The 17,317-nt window shown below is 59.3% G+C and carries 18 protein-coding genes; 2 read left to right on the forward strand and 16 right to left on the reverse strand.

Features of this window, described 5'->3' with window-relative positions:
• Positions 1-198: 198 nt before the first annotated feature.
• Both fliK and AC13DD_RS10780 read left to right on the forward strand, forming a co-directional pair.
• Positions 199-1,458, forward strand: a complete 1,260-nt coding sequence (gene fliK, locus AC13DD_RS10775; protein ID WP_412536080.1) for a flagellar hook-length control protein FliK — start codon at positions 199-201, stop codon at positions 1,456-1,458.
• A complete protein-coding gene (locus AC13DD_RS10780; protein WP_014577604.1) occupies positions 1,455-1,769 on the forward strand; it encodes an EscU/YscU/HrcU family type III secretion system export apparatus switch protein in 315 nt (104 codons plus the stop codon). Before fliK ends, AC13DD_RS10780 begins: the two co-directional genes overlap by 4 nt.
• Here the strand turns inward: AC13DD_RS10780 and AC13DD_RS10785 are convergent.
• The 16 genes from AC13DD_RS10785 to flhF all read right to left on the reverse strand — a co-directional run bounded on the left by AC13DD_RS10785 (position 1,755) and on the right by flhF (position 17,294).
• Complete coding sequence (locus AC13DD_RS10785; protein WP_014577605.1) at positions 1,755-2,858, reverse strand: ATP-binding protein; 1,104 nt, start codon at positions 2,856-2,858, stop codon at positions 1,755-1,757. The two genes, AC13DD_RS10780 and AC13DD_RS10785, sit on opposite strands and share 15 nt — an antisense overlap.
• On the reverse strand, positions 2,855-4,660 hold the full coding sequence (locus tag AC13DD_RS10790) for a GspE/PulE family protein (protein WP_482931120.1): 1,806 nt from the start codon (positions 4,658-4,660) through the stop codon (positions 2,855-2,857). The genes AC13DD_RS10785 and AC13DD_RS10790 overlap by 4 nt, the downstream gene beginning before the upstream one ends.
• 31 nt (positions 4,661-4,691) lie before the next feature.
• Positions 4,692-5,138 carry a protein-L-isoaspartate O-methyltransferase family protein gene (locus tag AC13DD_RS10795; protein WP_482931121.1) on the reverse strand — a complete coding sequence of 149 codons (447 nt, stop codon included), beginning with the start codon at positions 5,136-5,138 and terminating at the stop codon, positions 4,692-4,694.
• 26 nt (positions 5,139-5,164) lie between these two features.
• Positions 5,165-5,557, reverse strand: coding sequence for a DUF2802 domain-containing protein (locus AC13DD_RS10800; RefSeq protein WP_014577607.1), 393 nt, complete (start codon positions 5,555-5,557; stop codon positions 5,165-5,167).
• 67 nt (positions 5,558-5,624) lie between these two features.
• Positions 5,625-6,113, reverse strand: coding sequence for a chemotaxis protein CheW (locus tag AC13DD_RS10805; protein ID WP_008173094.1), 489 nt, complete (start codon positions 6,111-6,113; stop codon positions 5,625-5,627).
• Between the two features lie 134 nt (positions 6,114-6,247).
• Positions 6,248-7,057: a chemotaxis protein CheW gene (locus tag AC13DD_RS10810; protein WP_482931122.1), complete on the reverse strand. Its 810-nt coding sequence runs from the start codon at positions 7,055-7,057 to the stop codon at positions 6,248-6,250.
• Positions 7,050-7,847 (reverse strand): ParA family protein, encoded by a 798-nt coding sequence (locus AC13DD_RS10815; RefSeq protein ID WP_039881985.1) that lies wholly within the window; start codon positions 7,845-7,847, stop codon positions 7,050-7,052. The genes AC13DD_RS10810 and AC13DD_RS10815 overlap by 8 nt, the downstream gene beginning before the upstream one ends.
• A 194-nt stretch (positions 7,848-8,041) precedes the next feature.
• Entirely contained in the window at positions 8,042-8,824 is a 783-nt protein-coding gene (gene motD / locus AC13DD_RS10820; RefSeq protein ID WP_008173091.1) for a flagellar motor protein MotD, read from the reverse strand.
• An 18-nt stretch (positions 8,825-8,842) separates the two neighbouring features.
• Positions 8,843-9,583, reverse strand: coding sequence for a flagellar motor protein (locus AC13DD_RS10825; protein ID WP_008173090.1), 741 nt, complete (start codon positions 9,581-9,583; stop codon positions 8,843-8,845).
• Positions 9,583-10,746: a protein-glutamate methylesterase/protein-glutamine glutaminase gene (locus AC13DD_RS10830; protein WP_008173089.1), complete on the reverse strand. Its 1,164-nt coding sequence runs from the start codon at positions 10,744-10,746 to the stop codon at positions 9,583-9,585. Before AC13DD_RS10830 ends, AC13DD_RS10825 begins: the two co-directional genes overlap by 1 nt.
• A gap of 65 nt (positions 10,747-10,811) precedes the next feature.
• Positions 10,812-12,962, reverse strand: coding sequence for a chemotaxis protein CheA (locus AC13DD_RS10835; RefSeq protein WP_062782274.1), 2,151 nt, complete (start codon positions 12,960-12,962; stop codon positions 10,812-10,814).
• A gap of 16 nt (positions 12,963-12,978) precedes the next feature.
• Positions 12,979-13,764 carry a protein phosphatase CheZ gene (locus AC13DD_RS10840; protein WP_053115437.1) on the reverse strand — a complete coding sequence of 262 codons (786 nt, stop codon included), beginning with the start codon at positions 13,762-13,764 and terminating at the stop codon, positions 12,979-12,981.
• A gap of 20 nt (positions 13,765-13,784) precedes the next feature.
• Positions 13,785-14,168 carry a chemotaxis response regulator CheY gene (gene cheY / locus AC13DD_RS10845; RefSeq protein WP_008173086.1) on the reverse strand — a complete coding sequence of 128 codons (384 nt, stop codon included), beginning with the start codon at positions 14,166-14,168 and terminating at the stop codon, positions 13,785-13,787.
• A 162-nt stretch (positions 14,169-14,330) separates the two neighbouring features.
• Positions 14,331-15,074, reverse strand: a complete 744-nt coding sequence (locus tag AC13DD_RS10850) for an RNA polymerase sigma factor FliA (RefSeq protein ID WP_482931123.1) — start codon at positions 15,072-15,074, stop codon at positions 14,331-14,333.
• A 31-nt stretch (positions 15,075-15,105) separates the two neighbouring features.
• Positions 15,106-15,918, reverse strand: a complete 813-nt coding sequence (locus AC13DD_RS10855; RefSeq protein WP_482931124.1) for a MinD/ParA family protein — start codon at positions 15,916-15,918, stop codon at positions 15,106-15,108.
• 68 nt (positions 15,919-15,986) lie between these two features.
• Positions 15,987-17,294: a flagellar biosynthesis GTPase FlhF gene (gene flhF, locus AC13DD_RS10860; protein WP_482931125.1), complete on the reverse strand. Its 1,308-nt coding sequence runs from the start codon at positions 17,292-17,294 to the stop codon at positions 15,987-15,989.
• Between the last annotated feature and the right edge of the window lie 23 nt (positions 17,295-17,317).

Genomic DNA, 17,317 nt, shown 5'->3' on the forward strand with positions numbered 1-17,317 from the left:
GCGGCGACCATGAACATTGTTCTCGCATGACCTGCCGGCGCGGACTATTATAACAAAAGCGCCGGCGGATTACTCTTGTCCAACATCAAATCAGTGACGATGAAACTACCCAACGGACAACAGCCCCCGACACCTCCAGCCCAGCCTGCAACACAGACGTCCCGGCCTTCAGTCTCAACCGAAGCGGCCCGGGAGCCCGTGGCCGCATCAGCGCGGCAACTGCTCGATCAGCTGCAGCTGACGAACCGGGAAACCACCCTGGCCCGGGTGGCCGAGATCATCAACCGTCAGGGCGGTAACAGCGCGGACCTGTTACTGGACATTCGCGGCAAGTCTCTTCTGGTTCAGGCGGCCGTCGGCAAGACTGAACTGGCAACCGGTGACTGGGTAAAAGTGATGCGGGCCGGCAATGAGCTGCAGCTGATGGGCAAACTGGCACCCGCACCCGAAGCCGGTATCGCCCGAGCGCTGGCCCAGCGACTGCCCTGGCAGCAAACCCTGGATGGTGGACTGGCAAGGCTGCTGGGCACTCTCACACAAGGCCTCCGGCAAGACCCGCTACCGGGCCAACTGCCCTCATCGCGAGGCCCCCAACCTCTGCCGGAGGCCGCCAGACAGGCTATTGAACAAATGATGGCGAGGCTGCCTTCGGGGAACAGTCTGACTCCCGGTTCTGGCAGCCAGGACACGACATCGCAACAGGTCCGGCAATGGCTTTCAGAAAGTGGCCTGTTCGCCGAGTCGCGACTGGCCCAGGCACCCTCTGCCCAGTTGCCCGATCTCAAGCTGGCGCTCGGTAGAGTGATCACCGCCTTGCTTGCCCAACAGGGCAGTACACCAGAACACTTCAACCGGCTGACACCTATCTCGACGCCAGAGCTCATGCAGGCGCCGCTGCAATTTCCCCAACCGCTGGCCACACCCCAGGCCCCCGGCAGTGGCGAAGCGCCCAGCGTCGGGCAGATGCTCCGCCTGCTGGCCGGAATGCTCAACCGGATCACCGTCAACCAGTTGCACAGCCAGGTACTCACGGCCAGGGGGGGCGGCGAAGCTCCGGGCCCGGCGCCCGCGTCGACTCTGGTACTTGATCTGCCGTGGCTGACACCACAAAACGAACCGAGACTGGCACAGGTCCGGATCGAACAGTACCCCGAGAACAGCGAGTCAGAAACCAGGTCCGCGAAAACCACCACGGCTGAATGGCGGCTATCACTGACCATGGATCTGGATGAGGCAGGCCCCCTGCACTTTGATGTTTCCCTCCGCCAGCAGGCGGTCAGTGCAAGGGTCTGGGCCGAAAAGCAGTCAACCCTGCGCCAGGTGAACCAGGAGCTTCCCGCCTTGCGGCAGAGCCTGAGCGATCTGGGCCTGGAAGTCACTGACCTGGACTGCCGCCGCGGCACGCCCCAGAGCAGCGTAACCCGACTCGAACACAGACTGGTGGATACCCGGGCATGACCTCAGAGACAGAGCATCACAGCAGAGCCGCCGTTGCGCTCAAGTACGATGGCGAGAAAGCGCCAACCATCAGCGCCACCGGCACCCATGAGCTGGCGGAAGAGATCATCCGCATCGCCCGGGAGCACAATGTTCCCCTTTATGAAAATGCGGAGCTGGCCAGCATTCTGGCGCGCCTGTCACTGAACGAAGAAATTCCCGAGTCGCTGTACCGGGTGATTGCGGAAATCCTGGCGTTTGCCTTCCATATTCGCGGGCTAACCCCAGACGATCGCAGACCCGGCGAGTCGGATGATTCAGTGAATCAGTGATCGGAGCGCCCAGGCCTGCTGCCAGTTGTCGCCACGCCTTGGCGCCACGGTGGTTTCAAAGTAATGACGCAGCCGGCGCCGGTCCTCGGGCTGGTCCTTGAGGGCTGAACCGATGATGTGGTGCATTAGCTGCTCCACCGTGATACTGCCCCCGCCGTAATACCAGGCGTTCAGGCTGGCCGCGTGAGCCACCGAAACCGCTTCCGCCGTCGACAGCGCCGAACCGGCGAGTCGGTCGGTACTGCGTCCATCAAGTGTCTGACCATTGCGCAGCTCGTGGAACATGGTCACCAGTACCTCGATGACCGATTCTTCAAGTGCCACCTCTATCCCGGCCCGACTGTTGGCCCTGCCAACCTCCCGGAGAACCACATCCATCTCGTCGGCCAGATTGCGGATCGGGCGTATTTCCTCGAAGTCCATGCGCCGCTTCAGGGCGGCGCTCATCCGGTGTACACCCTCATCAATACTGTTGGACGTGGCGATGACGTTGAAGCCTTCCCGCGCAAGCACCACCCCGTCGTCGCCCGCCAGCTCCGGAATCACCACAACCCTGTCGGACAAGACCGAGAGCAACGCATCCTGCAGCGCCTGCGGACAGCGGGCGATCTCTTCAAACCGCACCATTCGACCCTCCATCATGCCCCGCAGCAACGGGCTCGGAACCAGCGCTTTCAGACACGGCCCCTCGGTGTGCAGGACCGCCTCGTTCCAGCTGTACAACAGTTGCCCTACGTCGCTCACCGCCCCGCCCTGCAAGGTCAGGGTAGAGCCACCCGAAATGGCGGCAGCCAGCAATTCCGACAACCAGGATTTGGCCGTTCCCGGCTCGCCAACCAGCAGGCACCCGCGACTGGTGCACAGGGAAATGATGATCCGGACCACCATGGCACGCTCCGCCACGAACTTCCGTTCAATGCCGAGCTTCTCATCCCCCATCACGAACTTTTCCACCGCTCGCGGGGACATCTGCCAGCCGGGTGGCACCGGGCCATGATCCATCCCTCTCAGCTTGTCCAGCTCAGCGGCATAGACCACTTCTGCCGGTTCCCGCTGGGCTGCCTTTGTAACCGATTGCTTGTTGCTCATTCCTGACTCCTGCGGCCGCCGCGAACTTCCGGTGCCATGCGCTCTCTCGGGAGAATACGGGGCAGTTCGGACAGCGGAATTATGCCTTCAATAACATGGTCCAGAGCACTGTCCCGCATGGTCACCAGTCCGGCATCGAGAGCGCGCCAGCGAAGCTCACCGATGGGCGGTTGGCTGGAAATGGCATTCCGGATGTCCGAATCAACTTCCATATACTCGACGATCGCCACTCGCCCCTGGGTGCCGCGGCCGTTGCATTTGTCACAACCGGCGCCCTGAAAACACCGGAAATCCGCGGGCGGGCCGTCGGGAAACACCTCGGACAGAATCACCGGGTCCGGCTCTGCAGGCTGGCAACAATGCTTGCAGATGCGCTTGGCCAGCCGCTGGGCGATCACAGCCAGCAGCTCACCGGCAATGGAATTCGGGTGGATACCCAGATCATACAAGCGCTGCAGTGAATCCACCGCGTCGTTGCAGTGCAGCGTGGACAGAACCACGTGGCCGGTCTGGGAGGCCCGTATCGCCTCCAGAGCGGTTTCCTGGTCACGGATCTCGCCCACCAGAATGACATCCGGATCTTCCCGGACAAACGCCCTCATGGCATCGGCGAAACCAAAGCCAATTTCTGATCTGACCCGGGTTTGTTGAATGTTGTCGATGGAGTACTCGATGGGGTCTTCCACCGTGATAACTTTCCGGCGGCCGTCATCGGCAAGGGTCTGCAGCCCCGCATACAGCGTGGTGGACTTGCCTGACCCGGTCGGACCGACCACCAGCACCAGTCCCGCCGGGTTATCCAGCAAGCGCTGATAACGGGCACCGATCATGGATGACATGCCAAGTTCGGCAATGGTCATGGCGCGGCCGGTCTGCGGCAGCAGACGTATAACGGCATGTTCGCCATGGAGCGAAGGCTGGGTCTGTATCCGCAGATCGTAGGCCATATCGCCGAGCTGCAGCCGGGACCGCCCACCCTGGGGCAGCCGGTGCTCGGCGATGTTCAGTTCTGCCCGCAGCTTGATGACGTTAATCACCCCTTTCATCTCCCGGGCCGACAGCTGGTACTGGGGCAGGTCATGGAGATCGCCATCCACCCGAAGGCGAATGCGAATCCGGTCACCGTACTGCTCTATATGGATGTCGCTGGCTTTTTCACTTACAGCGTCCATCAGAATGGCTTCGTAGACAGACACCAGATAGGGGCTGACGTGCTTGTTTTTCGGATCCTTGCCCAGAAGCTGATCCTTACTGCCAGTCGGGCCCGCCGTCTGGTTCGGGGTTGGTTCCTGATCCGCTGCAAAGCGGCGCCCTTTGGCAGTCAGATCAAGAGCTGACCAGAGCCGACGAAAGTCCGTCGGTGTAACCAGCAGGCAGTCAACCACCTGGTTAGGACTCAACCGCTCGAGCTGATCAGTGCGCGCATCGGGATCGTCGGTCACAACCGTGATCCGACCATCTTCCTCGGCGATGGGTATCAGTCGTGAGAGATCCAGAAACGTTCGGGAAAATCGCCGGAACAGCGCCGGATGGAGATCCGGCAGAAGCTCGTCCGCGTCGGTGAAGGTCATGCCCCGCTGGCGGGCAAGAGAACGGTAGAGATCAATCTCTTCAAGATTCAGTTTCCGCCGGAGCACGTCCAGCAGCCGGCAATTCTGCTTCGCTGCCTCCGCCTTTGCCTCGGCCAGGACCGCTTCGTCCACGACACCCTGATCAATGAGGATCTGCTCGACGTTACGGTTGAAGTCGACCCAGCCCAGGGTGCGCACACGCTTGAGCTTGGCACCTTGTTTTTCGAACATGGCCAGGCTCGGGACGGGTCCCGCTCGCCCTTCAAGACACACCAGGCGCCCCCCCCTCACGAACCAGGTGCGCCAGGGCAGTCTGGTCCCTGACAAACGAGGTACACAACACGAGATCACAGAGTGGATCAGGCTCGGGCGCCTCTTCCGCACGGGCAACAACGACATCCACATTGTGCATACCCAGGCGGACAAACCGCTCTCTGGCAGCCTCTGCGACAACGGCATTCCGCTCCACGTACAGGACCCGATGGGCGAGCCCGGACAGCACAGCGGCAAAATAGCCTGAGCCACCGCCCACGTGCATCACCATCTGATCCGGTTCTATTTCCGGGAGCAGGGAGAGAATGTGGCTGACAGTTTCTTCGCGGGGAATAGAGTGGCCGGTTATCGAGGCAACCAGGTCAGAACCGGAAACAAAATCATGGCGGGATACAGATCGAAGGGCCTCAAGGGCCCTCGGATAGACTCTCTTCATTCAACAACGTCCGTAACGGCTTGGTATCAGGCCGCCTGACGTTTTCTGAGTGCTGACACCAGCTCGGCCTCGGGACGGGAAATTCCGCACGTGTTCATAAGATCGTCGATATCGGCGCCGAGATCAACCAGTCGAGAGGCTTCATCGTAAGAGATTCGCAGCGGATCGTTCTGGCGCATTTCGTCGAGCGTGGTCCTCAGCTCGTGCAACTGACGCTCACAGCTAACCAACCGCTGCCCTACCCCCATGCTGCCACTGGTGGTGGCATGCAGTTCCCGGCCAAGGGTATCACAGCGCTCTTTCAGCGTTGCTCTGAGGCTACGTACCTGGCGCCCGAGAAACAGGCCCTGAACGAAAACCAGAGACAGGGCCGCAACAGTCAGCGCCCAGGGAAGGTATGAAGGAATTTCTGCAAACATGACGGATGTCTCCCGTTAATTGCCACGGAAGGCATCCATCGTGAGGCCTGTAGCGGGTTGCCCCGGATCACAGTGCCGCGATTTCAGCCCACTCGTGGTCTGACAGCATCTTGTCGAACTCAACCAGAATGATCAGTTCGCCATCCTTGTTGCACACGCCCTGGATAAATTTGGCACTTTCCTCGTTACCCACGTTCGGTGCAGTTTCAATTTCGCTGGCTTTCAGGTACACCACCTCGGCGACGGAATCCACCAGAATGCCCATAACCTGGTTGGCAGATTCCATAACCACAATCCGGGTGGCATCGGTTACTTCGGCATCGGCCAGGCCAAAGCGCCGGCGGGTGTCGATAACGGTAACCACGTTACCCCGAAGGTTGATGATGCCGAGCACATAATCCGGGGCCCCCGGAACCGGAGCAATCTCCGTGTATCTCAGCACTTCCTGAATCTGCATGACGTTCAGACCGTAGGTCTCATCATCCAGCCGGAAGGTAACGTACTGCAGTACCTGATCGTCCTGGGCCTGATTGGTTTGTCCGCTCGGGGATGCCATAGCGATGTTTCTCCTCTTGGGCTGCCCGGCGGGCAACCTGATCGTCAAAAAAATATCATCAGTGCCCAATACTATAGTTAAGGGCACAAACCGTGCCAGCACGGCTCGGTTTCATTCAGTAACCATTGTTTGCGTCAGCTCAGATCCAGATGGTGCTCTCTTTCCGCCCTCACCAGCAAGTCTGCCATGGTGCGCACATCAATCAGCGCACACATGTGGTCAATCACAGTGCCGGCCAGCCACGGACGCTTGCTTCGGGCTGTGCGCCAACGCACTTCGTCCGGCCGGAGGGTAAAGGACTGGGCGACGTCATCACAGGCGAGCCCCCAGTCGCTGTTATCCAGCCGGATCACGAACCGGTAGTTGTCCCGGGCATCGGGCGGCACCCGCCCTGCCATGATCCATTCGGCGGTATCCACCACCCTCAGGTTCTGATCCCGGTCCGGGCGGATTCCCATGTACCAGCGTGGACTTCCCGGGATGGGCCGGATCTCTTCTTCAATGCGGTGAATGGCACCGAGCAGAATCAGAGGCACCGCCAGCTGCAGACCGGCCACCGTGAAAATGAGGCACTCAAAGGGCTGTTCTGACCACTCCGGGCGGGACGGCGGCGCGGCCGGCTCCGGCGCAGGCTGAGCTTCAATCCTTGCCTTCGGCACCGGCGCTTCCGGCACCTGTCGCACCACTGGCCTCTCAGATTCCGCCGGCGTTTCCCGGACCCGTTTGGGTGGTTCAGGTCTTGCCGGCGGTTTTTCGACGGTTGGCACAGATGCCGGTTTCGTGCGGGTTGCCACCCGCGGTTCCGGAGGTGCAGGTTTCACCGGTTCCGGCGCTTCGATTTCCTCCCGAAGCGCCGTATCAGTGGCCGTGTGCAGCAGTTCGTCAAGATAACTGGCAATGGCGGTTTCCGGATCCGCCAGCCGTGTCAATTTATCGTCAGCCATGCTGACGCTCCTTCACCCTGCCCACCCGGGCCATGAGATCATCCAGCAGATGGCTGTAGGCGCGGACACCATGGGTTTCGGCATCCAGCGCGGACGGTGTTATTCCGCCCTGGCTGGCATCCCGGAACTTGGTGTCCACCGGAATCGCAAACTGCCAGAGGGACTCGCGGTAGGTCTTCCGCAACAGGTTCAGGCTTTTCACCGACGCCTGTGTCCGCCGGTCATACAAGGTGGGCACAATGGTGTAAGAAAGTTCGTTTTTCTGGGAACGCATGATCATCTTCAGGGTATGGAGCATGCGCTCCAGGCCCTTGATGGCCAGAAATTCGGTTTGCACGGGAATGATCAGATGCTGGGCTGCCGCGAGGGCGTTAACCATCAGAACCCCCAGAGAGGGGGTATTGTCGAGCAGGACATAATCAAAGTCGTCCCAAAGCTGAGTCAGAGCCCGGGAAATGATCAGCCCCATGCCTTCCACGCCAATCATTCGTCGCTCAAGAGTAGCCAGGGCTGCACTCGCCGGCAAAAGGGACAGGCCCTTGCAGCTGGTCTCCGTAATCAGTTGGGCAGGTAGCCCTTCCGGAACCTTGCCTTGGTGCTGGAACAGGTCGAAAACACTGTGCGCGATTGTATCCGGATCGTACCCGAACCAGCTGGTGAGTGAGCCATGCGGGTCCAGATCCACAACGAGAACACGCTTGCCGCGTTCGGCAAGCAAGCCGCCCAGGGCGACCACACTCGTGGTTTTACCGACACCACCTTTTTGATTGGCTACTGCCCAGATTCGCACGCTTTGATTCTCCAGAGAATACATCGGTGTGGCCGGCAATTGACCGTTGCCACAGTCCCGTTTATCGGCCATTCCCGGGGCAACTTGAACCAGTCCTCGGAAAATCCGGCAAGCTGTTGCCGGCGCCTTATTGTTAACGAGGAGTAATACAGGAACCATGCCAATGGCTCTATACGCATCTGCCGACGATCGGGTCAGCGCATGGCACCGCGAATACTGGCGTCACGGGAGATCAGCAATACCACCCGGCGGTTTCTGCGGCGCCCTTCCTCAGTGTCATTCCGGGCAACCGGCTGATACTGGCCATAGCCGACAGCCGCCAGACGTTCCGGCTCAATGCCCTCCATCACCAGCATCCGGACCATGGCAGCCGCCCGGGCGGCTGACAATTCCCAGTTTGACGGAAAACGGGAGGTACTGATCGGCTGATTATCGGTGAAGCCTTCCACTTTGACAGCGTTGTCCCGGTTGTTCAGAACCGTGGCGATTTTCTCGACCACCTCGAACGCATCGTAATGGGGCTCGGCATCGCCGCTGCCAAACAAAAGACTGTTGGGCAGATTCAGCTCCAGCCACTGGTCGCTGGTCTCAAGCGACACCACGCCCTGGTTGATCAGCTCATCAAACTCCATGGAAAGCTGGTCAGCCATGGCTCGCAGCGCTTCGGTCCGCGCCTGCGCGTCCATCTCCGGATTTCGGGGCGCTTCGGTCACCGCCGGCGGGATTACGTTCTCGGCAGGCGCATTCAGCGATCTCTGGGGCTGGTCGCCAATCTCGATTGGCTGGAAGGAGCGCTGGGGTGCATTGAACACGCCGGTCAGGGTTTCAGAAAGGACTTTGTATTTGCCTTCGTTAACGGACGATACCGAGTACATCACGACGAAAAAGGCGAACAGCAGGGTGATGAAATCCGCGTAGGAAATCAGCCACCGCTCCTTGTTGTGCAGATCATCCTGGGGTTGCCTACGGCGCCGCATAAGTTGGCCTGCGCATGCTTACTGCAGGAAGCCCCGCAGCCGCAATTCGATGGATTTCGGGTTTTCACCCTCGGCGATGGCAATCAGGCCATCGATCATCATGTCCTCATAGCGGGTGCGCTCCCGCACGATACCGCGCATCTTGTTAGCGACCGGGAAGAACAGGAGGTTGGCCAGCGCCACACCGTAGATGGTGGCTACAAAGGCGGTTGCGATCCCGCTACCCAGGGATTGGGGATCCTCAAGGTTGGTCATCACCTGGATCAGGCCCATGACAGCCCCGATAATGCCGATGGTTGGCGAGTAACCACCCATGGCCTCGAACACCTTGGCCGACTCCAGATCCCTCTGCTCACGGGATTCCAGATCAACTTCCATGATGCCCCTGATGGTCTCGGTTTCGGCACCGTCGACCAGCAACTGCAACCCCTTGCGGGCAAAGGGCTCCGGCTCGCGCTCGGCAAGCCCTTCAAGGCCTAGCAAGCCCTGCTTGCGAGCTTTTACACTCCAGTCAATGACTTTTCCGATACCGTCTTCAAGGTTGATAAACGGCGGGAAAAAGACCCAGCGCACCTGAGTGAAAGCCCGCTTCAGCATGGGCCACGAGGTCTGCAGGATAGTCGCGGCCAGAGTGCCACCGATGACGATGATGGCCGCCGGCCCATTAAACAGTGAGCCAACCGCTCCGCCTTCCAGCAGGTTACCGCCAAGAATTGCGGCAAAGGCCAGTATGACCCCGAGCAGGCTCAGGATATCCATCAGCACACACCTTCCGCGAGGCGTGGCCCGATCTCGTCCAGGGACAATACATCATCCGTCAGCCCTGCCTTGGCGACGGCCATCGGCATGCCGTAGATCACAGACGATTTTTCATCCTGGGACCATATATCGGAACCGCTCTGCTTCATCATCCGACAGCCTTCTTTGCCGTCCGAGCCCATCCCGGTAAGAATGACGCCCAGCGTCTTGCCCGGAAAGCTGCGGGCAAGAGAACCGAAGGTAACGTCCACGCAGGGTTTGTAATTGAGCCGCTCGTCTCCGGGCAGAATACGGATCCTGGGCTGTCCGCCCCGATTCTCGACCATCATCTGTTTGCCGCCGGGCGCCAGCAAAGCCAGGCCGGGCCGCAACACATCACCATCCTCAGCCTGCCGGACTTCAATCCGGCAGAGCTTGTTAAGGCGTTCGGCGAAGGCAGGCGTAAAACTCGCCGGCATATGCTGCACCAGAACAATCGGTGCCGGGAAGGTCGCGGGCAACACCGTCAGTACCCGCTGCAGGGCAACCGGGCCGCCGGTTGAAGTACCAATGCCAACAACGGCGTAATGCTTGGCCGGCCCACGGCGGCCATGGCGCCTGGGGGCCTCGGTTTCGCCCGGAGAACCTGCCGACGCTGCCGGAGCCCGGGTGTCAGGACGCTGACGCGGTGCTGGTTCCGGACGCGGGCGCCCTGCAGGCTCCGGCGCCCGGGAGGCCGGAGCTGAAGGTTCCGCGCGGGAAGGCGCAGGAGAACGGTTGCCGGGACGACTGCGGGCTACATCCAGAATCCGCTCAATCAAGATTTTCTGAAGCTGACTGTTGTCCCGGGCAATTTCTTCGAAATTCTTGGGCAGAAAATCAACGGCGCCGGCCTCGAGCGCATCCAGTGTGACCCGGGCGCCCTCATAGGTGAGCGATGAGAACATGAGCACCGGTATCGGATGTTTGCGCATGATTTCGCGCACGGCAGAGATGCCATCCATCACGGGCATCTCATAATCCATGGTAATCACGTCGGGACGCAGTTTCTCGGCCAGCTCAACGCCTTCCCGACCATTGGTCGCAGCACCTACCACTTTGATCTGGCCGGAGCTGGTCAGGATTTCCGTCAGCCGCTTGCGAAAAAACCCTGAATCGTCAACGACCAGGACAGAAACTGTCATCCACTTCTCCTACCCAATCCATCGTTCTTCGGCCTTCTCTGGCAAAAAGCGCCGGAAGGCCCGGCTCAACCGTAATGTTGCAACAGGCTTGGCACATCAATAATGAGTGCAATCCGGCCATCGCCGGTAATAGTGGCACCGGCCATGCCTGGCGTACCCTGGAGCGCTCGCCCAAGGGGCTTGATAACCACTTCTTCCTGACCAACCAGCTGGTCGACCACGAACCCGACCTGCTTGGTACCCATGGCCACAATGACAACATGGGCGTTATCGGGCACCTCCTGGCCAGCACCGCCACGAACCAGCCAGCGCTTGATATGGAATAGCGGGAAGACTTTATCCCGAACCACAATGCACTCGCGCCCATCGACGATGTTGGTCTTGGTCAGGTCCAGATGGAAAATCTCGACCACGTTGACCAGCGGCAACGCAAAGGATTGATCGCCCAGCATGATCATCAGGGTGGGCATGATGGCGAGCGTCAGCGGAACCTTGATGACAATGCGAGAGCCCTTGCCCAGCTCGGATTCGATGCTCAACTGGCCATTGAGCTGGCCAATCTTGGTTTTCACCACATCCATGCCGACGCCACGTCCGGACACATCCGAAATCTGCTCCTTGGTGGAGAATCCGGCGGCAAAAATAAGGTTGTAACACTCCGAATTGGTCAGCCGGTCCGCGGCGTCCTGGTCGTAGATACCCTTTTCGACTGCTTTGCGGCGCAGGACTTCCGGATCCATGCCCGCGCCGTCATCCTCGATAAACAGCAGAATATGGTCTCCCTCCTGCTCGGCAGAGAGGGTAACCGTGCCCTGGCGTGGCTTCCCGGCCTTCTCGCGGACTTCCGGAGCCTCGATCCCGTGGTCCACCGAATTCCGCACCAGGTGAACCAGCGGATCAGACAGCGCTTCAACCAGGTTCTTGTCCAGATCGGTTTCCTCGCCATGCATCACCAGGTTCACCTCTTTCTTGAGGTTTCTGGCGAGATCGCGCACAACGCGGGGGAACCTGCCGAACACCTTTTTGATCGGCTGCATGCGGGTCTGCATGACGGCGGACTGGAGATCAGTCGTAACCACATCCAGGTTGGATACCGCCTTGTGCATGTGTTCGTCTTCACTTTCAGCACCCAGACGCTGCAAGCGGTTACGCACCAGCACCAGCTCACCCACCATATTCATGATGTCATCGAGCCGCTTGGTGTCGACACGAACCGTCGTTTCCGCGGCCGGGGCATTCTCGCGAGCAGGCATCGCCGGTGCGGCAGCGCCTTTGGCCTCCGGCTTCTCGGCCGGCTTCGACTTTTCGGGTTTTGACGCGTTTGCTTTCGCTGAAGCTGGTTCTTTTGAAGATGCAGGCTGTTTCGGCGCTGAGGGCTGTTTTGGAGCTGCAGGCTCTTTCGAGGCTGAAGGCTCTCCGCCCGCGGTCGGGCTTCCGCCCTTGCCGTGAAGATCGTCCAGCAGTTTCTCGAATTCGTCGTCGGTGATCAGGTCATCGCCGCCAGCAGATCCGGCCTTGGCAGCCGGCTTTTCTTCTTTACCAGAAGCCTCTTCCTCGCCAGCTGGCGCACCGGCAAACTGACCTTTTCCGTGCAGTTGGTCCAGTAGCGCTTCGAATTCGTCGTCGGTTATTTCGTCGTCTCCAGAACTTTCCTGGTCACCGCCGGCCGATCCGGCGCTCGAAGCCGAGGAAACCTCCGCTGATTTCTCGTCCTGCAGTGCGTCCAGAAGCTGTTCGAACTCGTCGTCGGTGATGTCGCCACCGTCTTCTGCCGGTTCGCTCTCTTCCTGCTCAGGTTGAGCGGCAGCGGTCGGTGCCCCCTCGCCTTCAGGCTGGGCCAGGGCATCCAGACGGGCAATCAGTTCGTCCGGCGCCGGTGTCAGCTCCTCATGATTGCGGACCTGCTCAAACATGGCATTGACGTAGTCGAGTGCTTCTAGAACCACGTCCATCAGTTCGGAATCCACCTTGCGCTTGTGATTACGCAAGATGTCGAAAACGTTTTCCGCGGAATGGCAGCAGTTCACCAGCGCTTCAAGCTGAAGGAAGCCGGCTCCGCCTTTCACGGTATGGAAACCACGGAAGATGGCGTTGAGCAGATCACTGTCGTCAGGATGTCGCTCAAGATCTACCAACTGCTCTGACAGCTTTTCGAGGATCTCGCCGGCTTCTACCAGGAAGTCCTGCAAAATCTCTTCATCAGCATCAAACGCCATGCGTTACCCTCATTATTCAGAAACCGAGACTGGACAACAGGTCGTCTACGTCGTCCTGCCCCGAAACTACATCTTCACGCTCATCGGCCTTGATCTGGGGCCCGACGCCCTTCTCTGCAGACTCTTCTTTTTCTTCAATCTGGTGCACCGTGCCCGTGAGCTGGTCCACATGACTGGCCATCACCACCAGGCTGAGCATCTGCTCCTCAACCTCTTTCACAAGGGCGGTGACCTTCTGGATGACCTGACCTGTCAGATCCTGATAATCCTGAGCCAGCAGGATTTCCGACAGGTTGCTGTACATGGTGTCGGCATCGGTTGCCATGCTGACAAAAAAGCGATCAATCCGGCCGTACAGCTCGCGAAACTCAGCCGGCTGCATTTCCCGGCGACGCAGGCGCTGCCACTCATCACGCAACGCGGCGGCCTCGTCTCTGAGGGCATTGGCCACCGGCATGGTTTCCTCAACCAGGTCCATGGTCCGGTTGGCTGCTTCACCGGTCATCTGCACAACGTATTCGAGACGATCAGAGGCATCTGTCATTTTTGACAGTGCTTCCTGCTGCTCGGCGTTACGGGGATCAATCTGGAAGTTCCGGATTGCTTCGTGCAGGCTCCGCGTCAGCCGCCCTACCTCACGGTACAGACTCTGATCCCTGACCTCGCTGAGTTCATTGATCAGGGTCATGGCTTTGGCATAATCACCCGCATCAACACTCTCGGCCAGTTCCGCTGCCTGCCGCTGGAGCTTTTCCGTCACCTCCGGTTCAAGGCCCCGATGGTTCTTTTTGCTATCGCTCATGAGAGCCATCCGACCTCTGGTTACTGGATTCTTTCAAAGATTTTCTCAATCTTTTCCTTGAGCACGGCAGCGGTGAACGGCTTGACCACATACCCGTTTACGCCTGCCTGGGCAGCGGCAACGATCTGGTCGCGCTTGGCCTCAGCAGTTACCATCAATACCGGCAGGGTTTTCAGATTCTCGTCCGCCCGAACGGCCTTGAGCAGGTCGAAGCCCGACATACCCGGCATGTTCCAGTCGGTCACCAGAAAATCGTATTTGCCGCTTTTGAGCATTGGCAGTGCCGTGTTGCCGTCATCAGCTTCATCGGTGTTGGTGAAGCCAAGATCACGCAGCAGGTTCTTGATGATCCGTCGCATTGTGGAGAAGTCGTCCACAATGAGGATTTTCATGTTTTTGTCCAATGGGACCTCCAGTTAGTAACACCCGGAATTCGTTTGACCTTTGCGTTCAAAGTCTAGCAGGCCGCTGTTTTAACCGCTTATTGTCGGACCTTTGCTTCGGTTGTAAAGCATCGGTTACCAAAAACTACAGACTACCTCGTTGGCGACACAGACTGAACGCGGTCAGTTGTCCGATTCCTGACGCCAATCCGAGAGCCGTCCCCGAAGGCGCAGGGCTGCCTGGCTGTGAATCTGGCTTACCCTGCTCTCACTGACGCCGAGCACCGCGCCAATCTCCTTGAGGTTCAGTTCTTCCTGGTAGTAAAGGCTCAACACCAGCTTTTCCCGCTCCGGCAGGTCTTCAATCGCCTCAGCGAGGCTCCGCCGGAAGGCATCGGAGGACAACCCATCAAGGGGATTATCCTGCGTCTCTGTCTGTTCTATCGGCAGCTCTCCGGATTCATTGAGCTCGTCGAGGCTAAAAAGTCGACCGCTGTTGGAATCGGAAAGGTAGGAGTGGTATTCGGGTAGCCCCATACCCAGCTCTTCGGCCACTTCCTGGTCGTGGGCTTCGCGGCCAAGTCTATCTTCAACGGCCTTGATGGCCTGGGAAATGCGACGGGCGTTGCGATGAACAGAACGTGGCACCCAGTCACCCTTGCGGATTTCGTCCACCATGGCGCCGCGAATACGGATACCGGCGTAAGTCTCGAAGGTAGCACCTTTGGTGGAACTGTAACGCTGGGCGGCCTCGAGCAGACCGATCATGCCGGCCTGCATCAGGTCTTCAAGCTGGACGGACGCCGGCAGGCGAGCCATCAGGTGAAGGGCAATTTTCTTGACCAGCGGCGCGTGCTGCTCAATAAGCTGAGCCGGCTTCTGCGCACTTGACTGGTTATAGATTCCGAGGTTTTTCGCCAATGTCATGTATCCGGTTTTTTGTTTGACTGGATCCGATTCAGACTTCGACGAGCCGCTCCACAAAAAATTCCAGATGCCCGCGGGGAGAGGACGGCAACGGCCAGCTATCTACCTTGTCCGCCAGCGCCTTGATGGCCAGTGAAGCTTTCGCCCTGGGATAGGCGTCCAGCACCGCACGCTGCCGCTGAACTGCTTTCTTCACGGCCTCATCGTAGGGGACTATTCCTACGTATTGTAGTGCCACATCGAGGAAGCGCTCGGTGACCCGGGTCAGTTTTTCAAACAGATGCCGGCCTTCCTGCTCATTCCGGACCTGATTGGCAAGAATACGGAAGCGGTTGGTTCCATAATCACGGTTCATCAGCTTGATCAGGGCATAGGCATCGGTGATCGAGGTCGGCTCGTCGCAGACAACCAGCAGCAGCTCCTGCGACGCTCTCAGAAAACTGACCACTGACTCGGAAATACCGGCGGCGGTATCAACGATCAGGACATCGATCTGATCACCCAGTTCGCTGAACGCATTAATCAGCCCGGCATGTTCCATGGGGCTGAGCTGGGTCATTCGTTGGGTACCGGAAGAGGCGGGGACAATCTTGATGCCACCGGGACCATTCACCAGAACGTCCTTCAGATCACAATCGCCCGCCAGAACATCCTGGAGGTTGCGATTGGCAGCGATGCCCAGCAAGACGTCGATATTGGCGAGCCCCAGATCGGCGTCGAGCAGCACCACTCTCCGGCCTTTCTGCGCCAGGGCAATTCCGAGGTTCACCGACACGTTACTCTTGCCGACACCACCCTTTCCGCCGGAAACTGCAATCACCTGTACCGGATGTGCTCTGCTCATACTGTTTTTGGTCTCTCGCCACGTTTCGCCGGCTTTGTCTCCGACGCCTGCTGTCAATCTGTCCGGTCTCAGGCGTGTTCTTTCAGGCCCTCTGCGACCGCTTGCTGTTGCTGGAGTGTTTTCAGCCGATCCACGGCCAACCGCACCAGCGGAACGGCTTCTGCGTGGTGCAGGTCTTCAGGAATCTTCTGGCCGTCTGTGTAATAGGCTACCGGCAGACCGGTTTCCATCACAAACCCGAGAGACTCGCCCAGCGTCAGGGCCTCGTCGATTTTGGTCATCACACAGCCCGCAAGATTTGCCATCTTATAGCAATGCCACACGGATTTCATGATGCGAGGCTGACTGGTTGCCGAGACCACCAGATGGGTTTTGATATTGTGATGGCTGCGAGCCAGTTCGGCCAGCTGTTCCTGATAGCCTTTGTCCGCACTGGTCAGTCCGGCGGTATCAATCAGCACCAGATGACGGTCTGACAGCTCGTCCAGAATATCGTCCAGACTGTGGCTCTCATCCACGACCCGAACCGGCACATTCAGGATCCGACCGAACACGAATAACTGCTCGTGCGCCGCCACCCGATAGCGATCCGTGGTAACCAGGGCCACGGAATCGGAACCATGCTTGAGCACGTAGCGAGCGGCGAGTTTTCCGATGGTGGTGGTTTTCCCGGACCCTGTCGGCCCCACCAACGCGTAGGCGCCGCCCTCATCCAGCCACTCCATGCGGGAGGTCCGGACCCCGGTACACAGCATTTTCAGGGACTGCTTCCAACCGTCTTCCAGACGCCCCGCCTTGTGACGACGGGAAATTGACCCCGCCAGATCACTGCCGAGGCCGAACTCCTGCAAGCGCTCGGCAAGCCTCTGCTGCACGGCGGTGGTCGCAGAAACCTCCGGCTCCGGTTGCGGCCGACGGCCCTGCATCATGTCTCTGAGCGAGCTGATCTCGGCCCGCATCTGCGCCAGCTCATCGGAATAGGCTTCCCTCGGCGCCTGTGGCAGAGGTTCAATATCACCAAAACCACCGCTCACCCCTTCCTGAATGGCAGCGAACGAACCGGCGTAGCTCGCGCCCTGCGATGCCCGCTTTTCCCGTACTTCACGGATGCGGTCCCGGGACCGGCTCAGCTCGTCCTCAAGACGCCTGTGCTGGTCGGCCTGCATCTCGGCCAAGCGGGACCCGTTGGTGGCTTCTTCTGCCTGGTTGCCCAGTCGCTGGCGCGCCATATTCTCGTCATAGTCCAGCGCCGTCACAATTTCGACACCGCCGTCGACCCGACGATTGGAAAGGATCACGGCGTCCGGCCCCATCTGTTCACTGACCTGCTTGAGCGCCTCGGCCATGGTCTGAGCAAAAAACCGTTTTACTTTCATGATGCCTCTTCCTCCACCGGCAA

It is taken from the genome of Marinobacter sp. L-13 (assembly GCF_056857715.1).

Coding starts and splice junctions, on each gene's coding strand:
- AC13DD_RS10810 (WP_482931122.1), bottom strand. CDS start 7,057: ATGGCTGACGATAAATTGACACGGCTGGCGGATCCGGAAACCGCCATT.
- flhF (WP_482931125.1), bottom strand. CDS start 17,294: ATGAAAGTAAAACGGTTTTTTGCTCAGACCATGGCCGAGGCGCTCAAG.
- AC13DD_RS10805 (WP_008173094.1), bottom strand. CDS start 6,113: ATGGCATCCCCGAGCGGACAAACCAATCAGGCCCAGGACGATCAGGTA.
- AC13DD_RS10825 (WP_008173090.1), bottom strand. CDS start 9,583: ATGGATATCCTGAGCCTGCTCGGGGTCATACTGGCCTTTGCCGCAATT.
- AC13DD_RS10855 (WP_482931124.1), bottom strand. CDS start 15,918: ATGAGCAGAGCACATCCGGTACAGGTGATTGCAGTTTCCGGCGGAAAG.
- AC13DD_RS10840 (WP_053115437.1), bottom strand. CDS start 13,764: ATGAGCGATAGCAAAAAGAACCATCGGGGCCTTGAACCGGAGGTGACG.
- AC13DD_RS10850 (WP_482931123.1), bottom strand. CDS start 15,074: ATGACATTGGCGAAAAACCTCGGAATCTATAACCAGTCAAGTGCGCAG.
- AC13DD_RS10800 (WP_014577607.1), bottom strand. CDS start 5,557: ATGTTTGCAGAAATTCCTTCATACCTTCCCTGGGCGCTGACTGTTGCG.
- AC13DD_RS10780 (WP_014577604.1), top strand. CDS start 1,455: ATGACCTCAGAGACAGAGCATCACAGCAGAGCCGCCGTTGCGCTCAAG.
- AC13DD_RS10785 (WP_014577605.1), bottom strand. CDS start 2,858: ATGAGCAACAAGCAATCGGTTACAAAGGCAGCCCAGCGGGAACCGGCA.
- AC13DD_RS10835 (WP_062782274.1), bottom strand. CDS start 12,962: ATGGCGTTTGATGCTGATGAAGAGATTTTGCAGGACTTCCTGGTAGAA.
- AC13DD_RS10790 (WP_482931120.1), bottom strand. CDS start 4,660: ATGTTCGAAAAACAAGGTGCCAAGCTCAAGCGTGTGCGCACCCTGGGC.
- motD (WP_008173091.1), bottom strand. CDS start 8,824: ATGCGGCGCCGTAGGCAACCCCAGGATGATCTGCACAACAAGGAGCGG.
- AC13DD_RS10795 (WP_482931121.1), bottom strand. CDS start 5,138: ATGAAGAGAGTCTATCCGAGGGCCCTTGAGGCCCTTCGATCTGTATCC.
- AC13DD_RS10830 (WP_008173089.1), bottom strand. CDS start 10,746: ATGACAGTTTCTGTCCTGGTCGTTGACGATTCAGGGTTTTTTCGCAAG.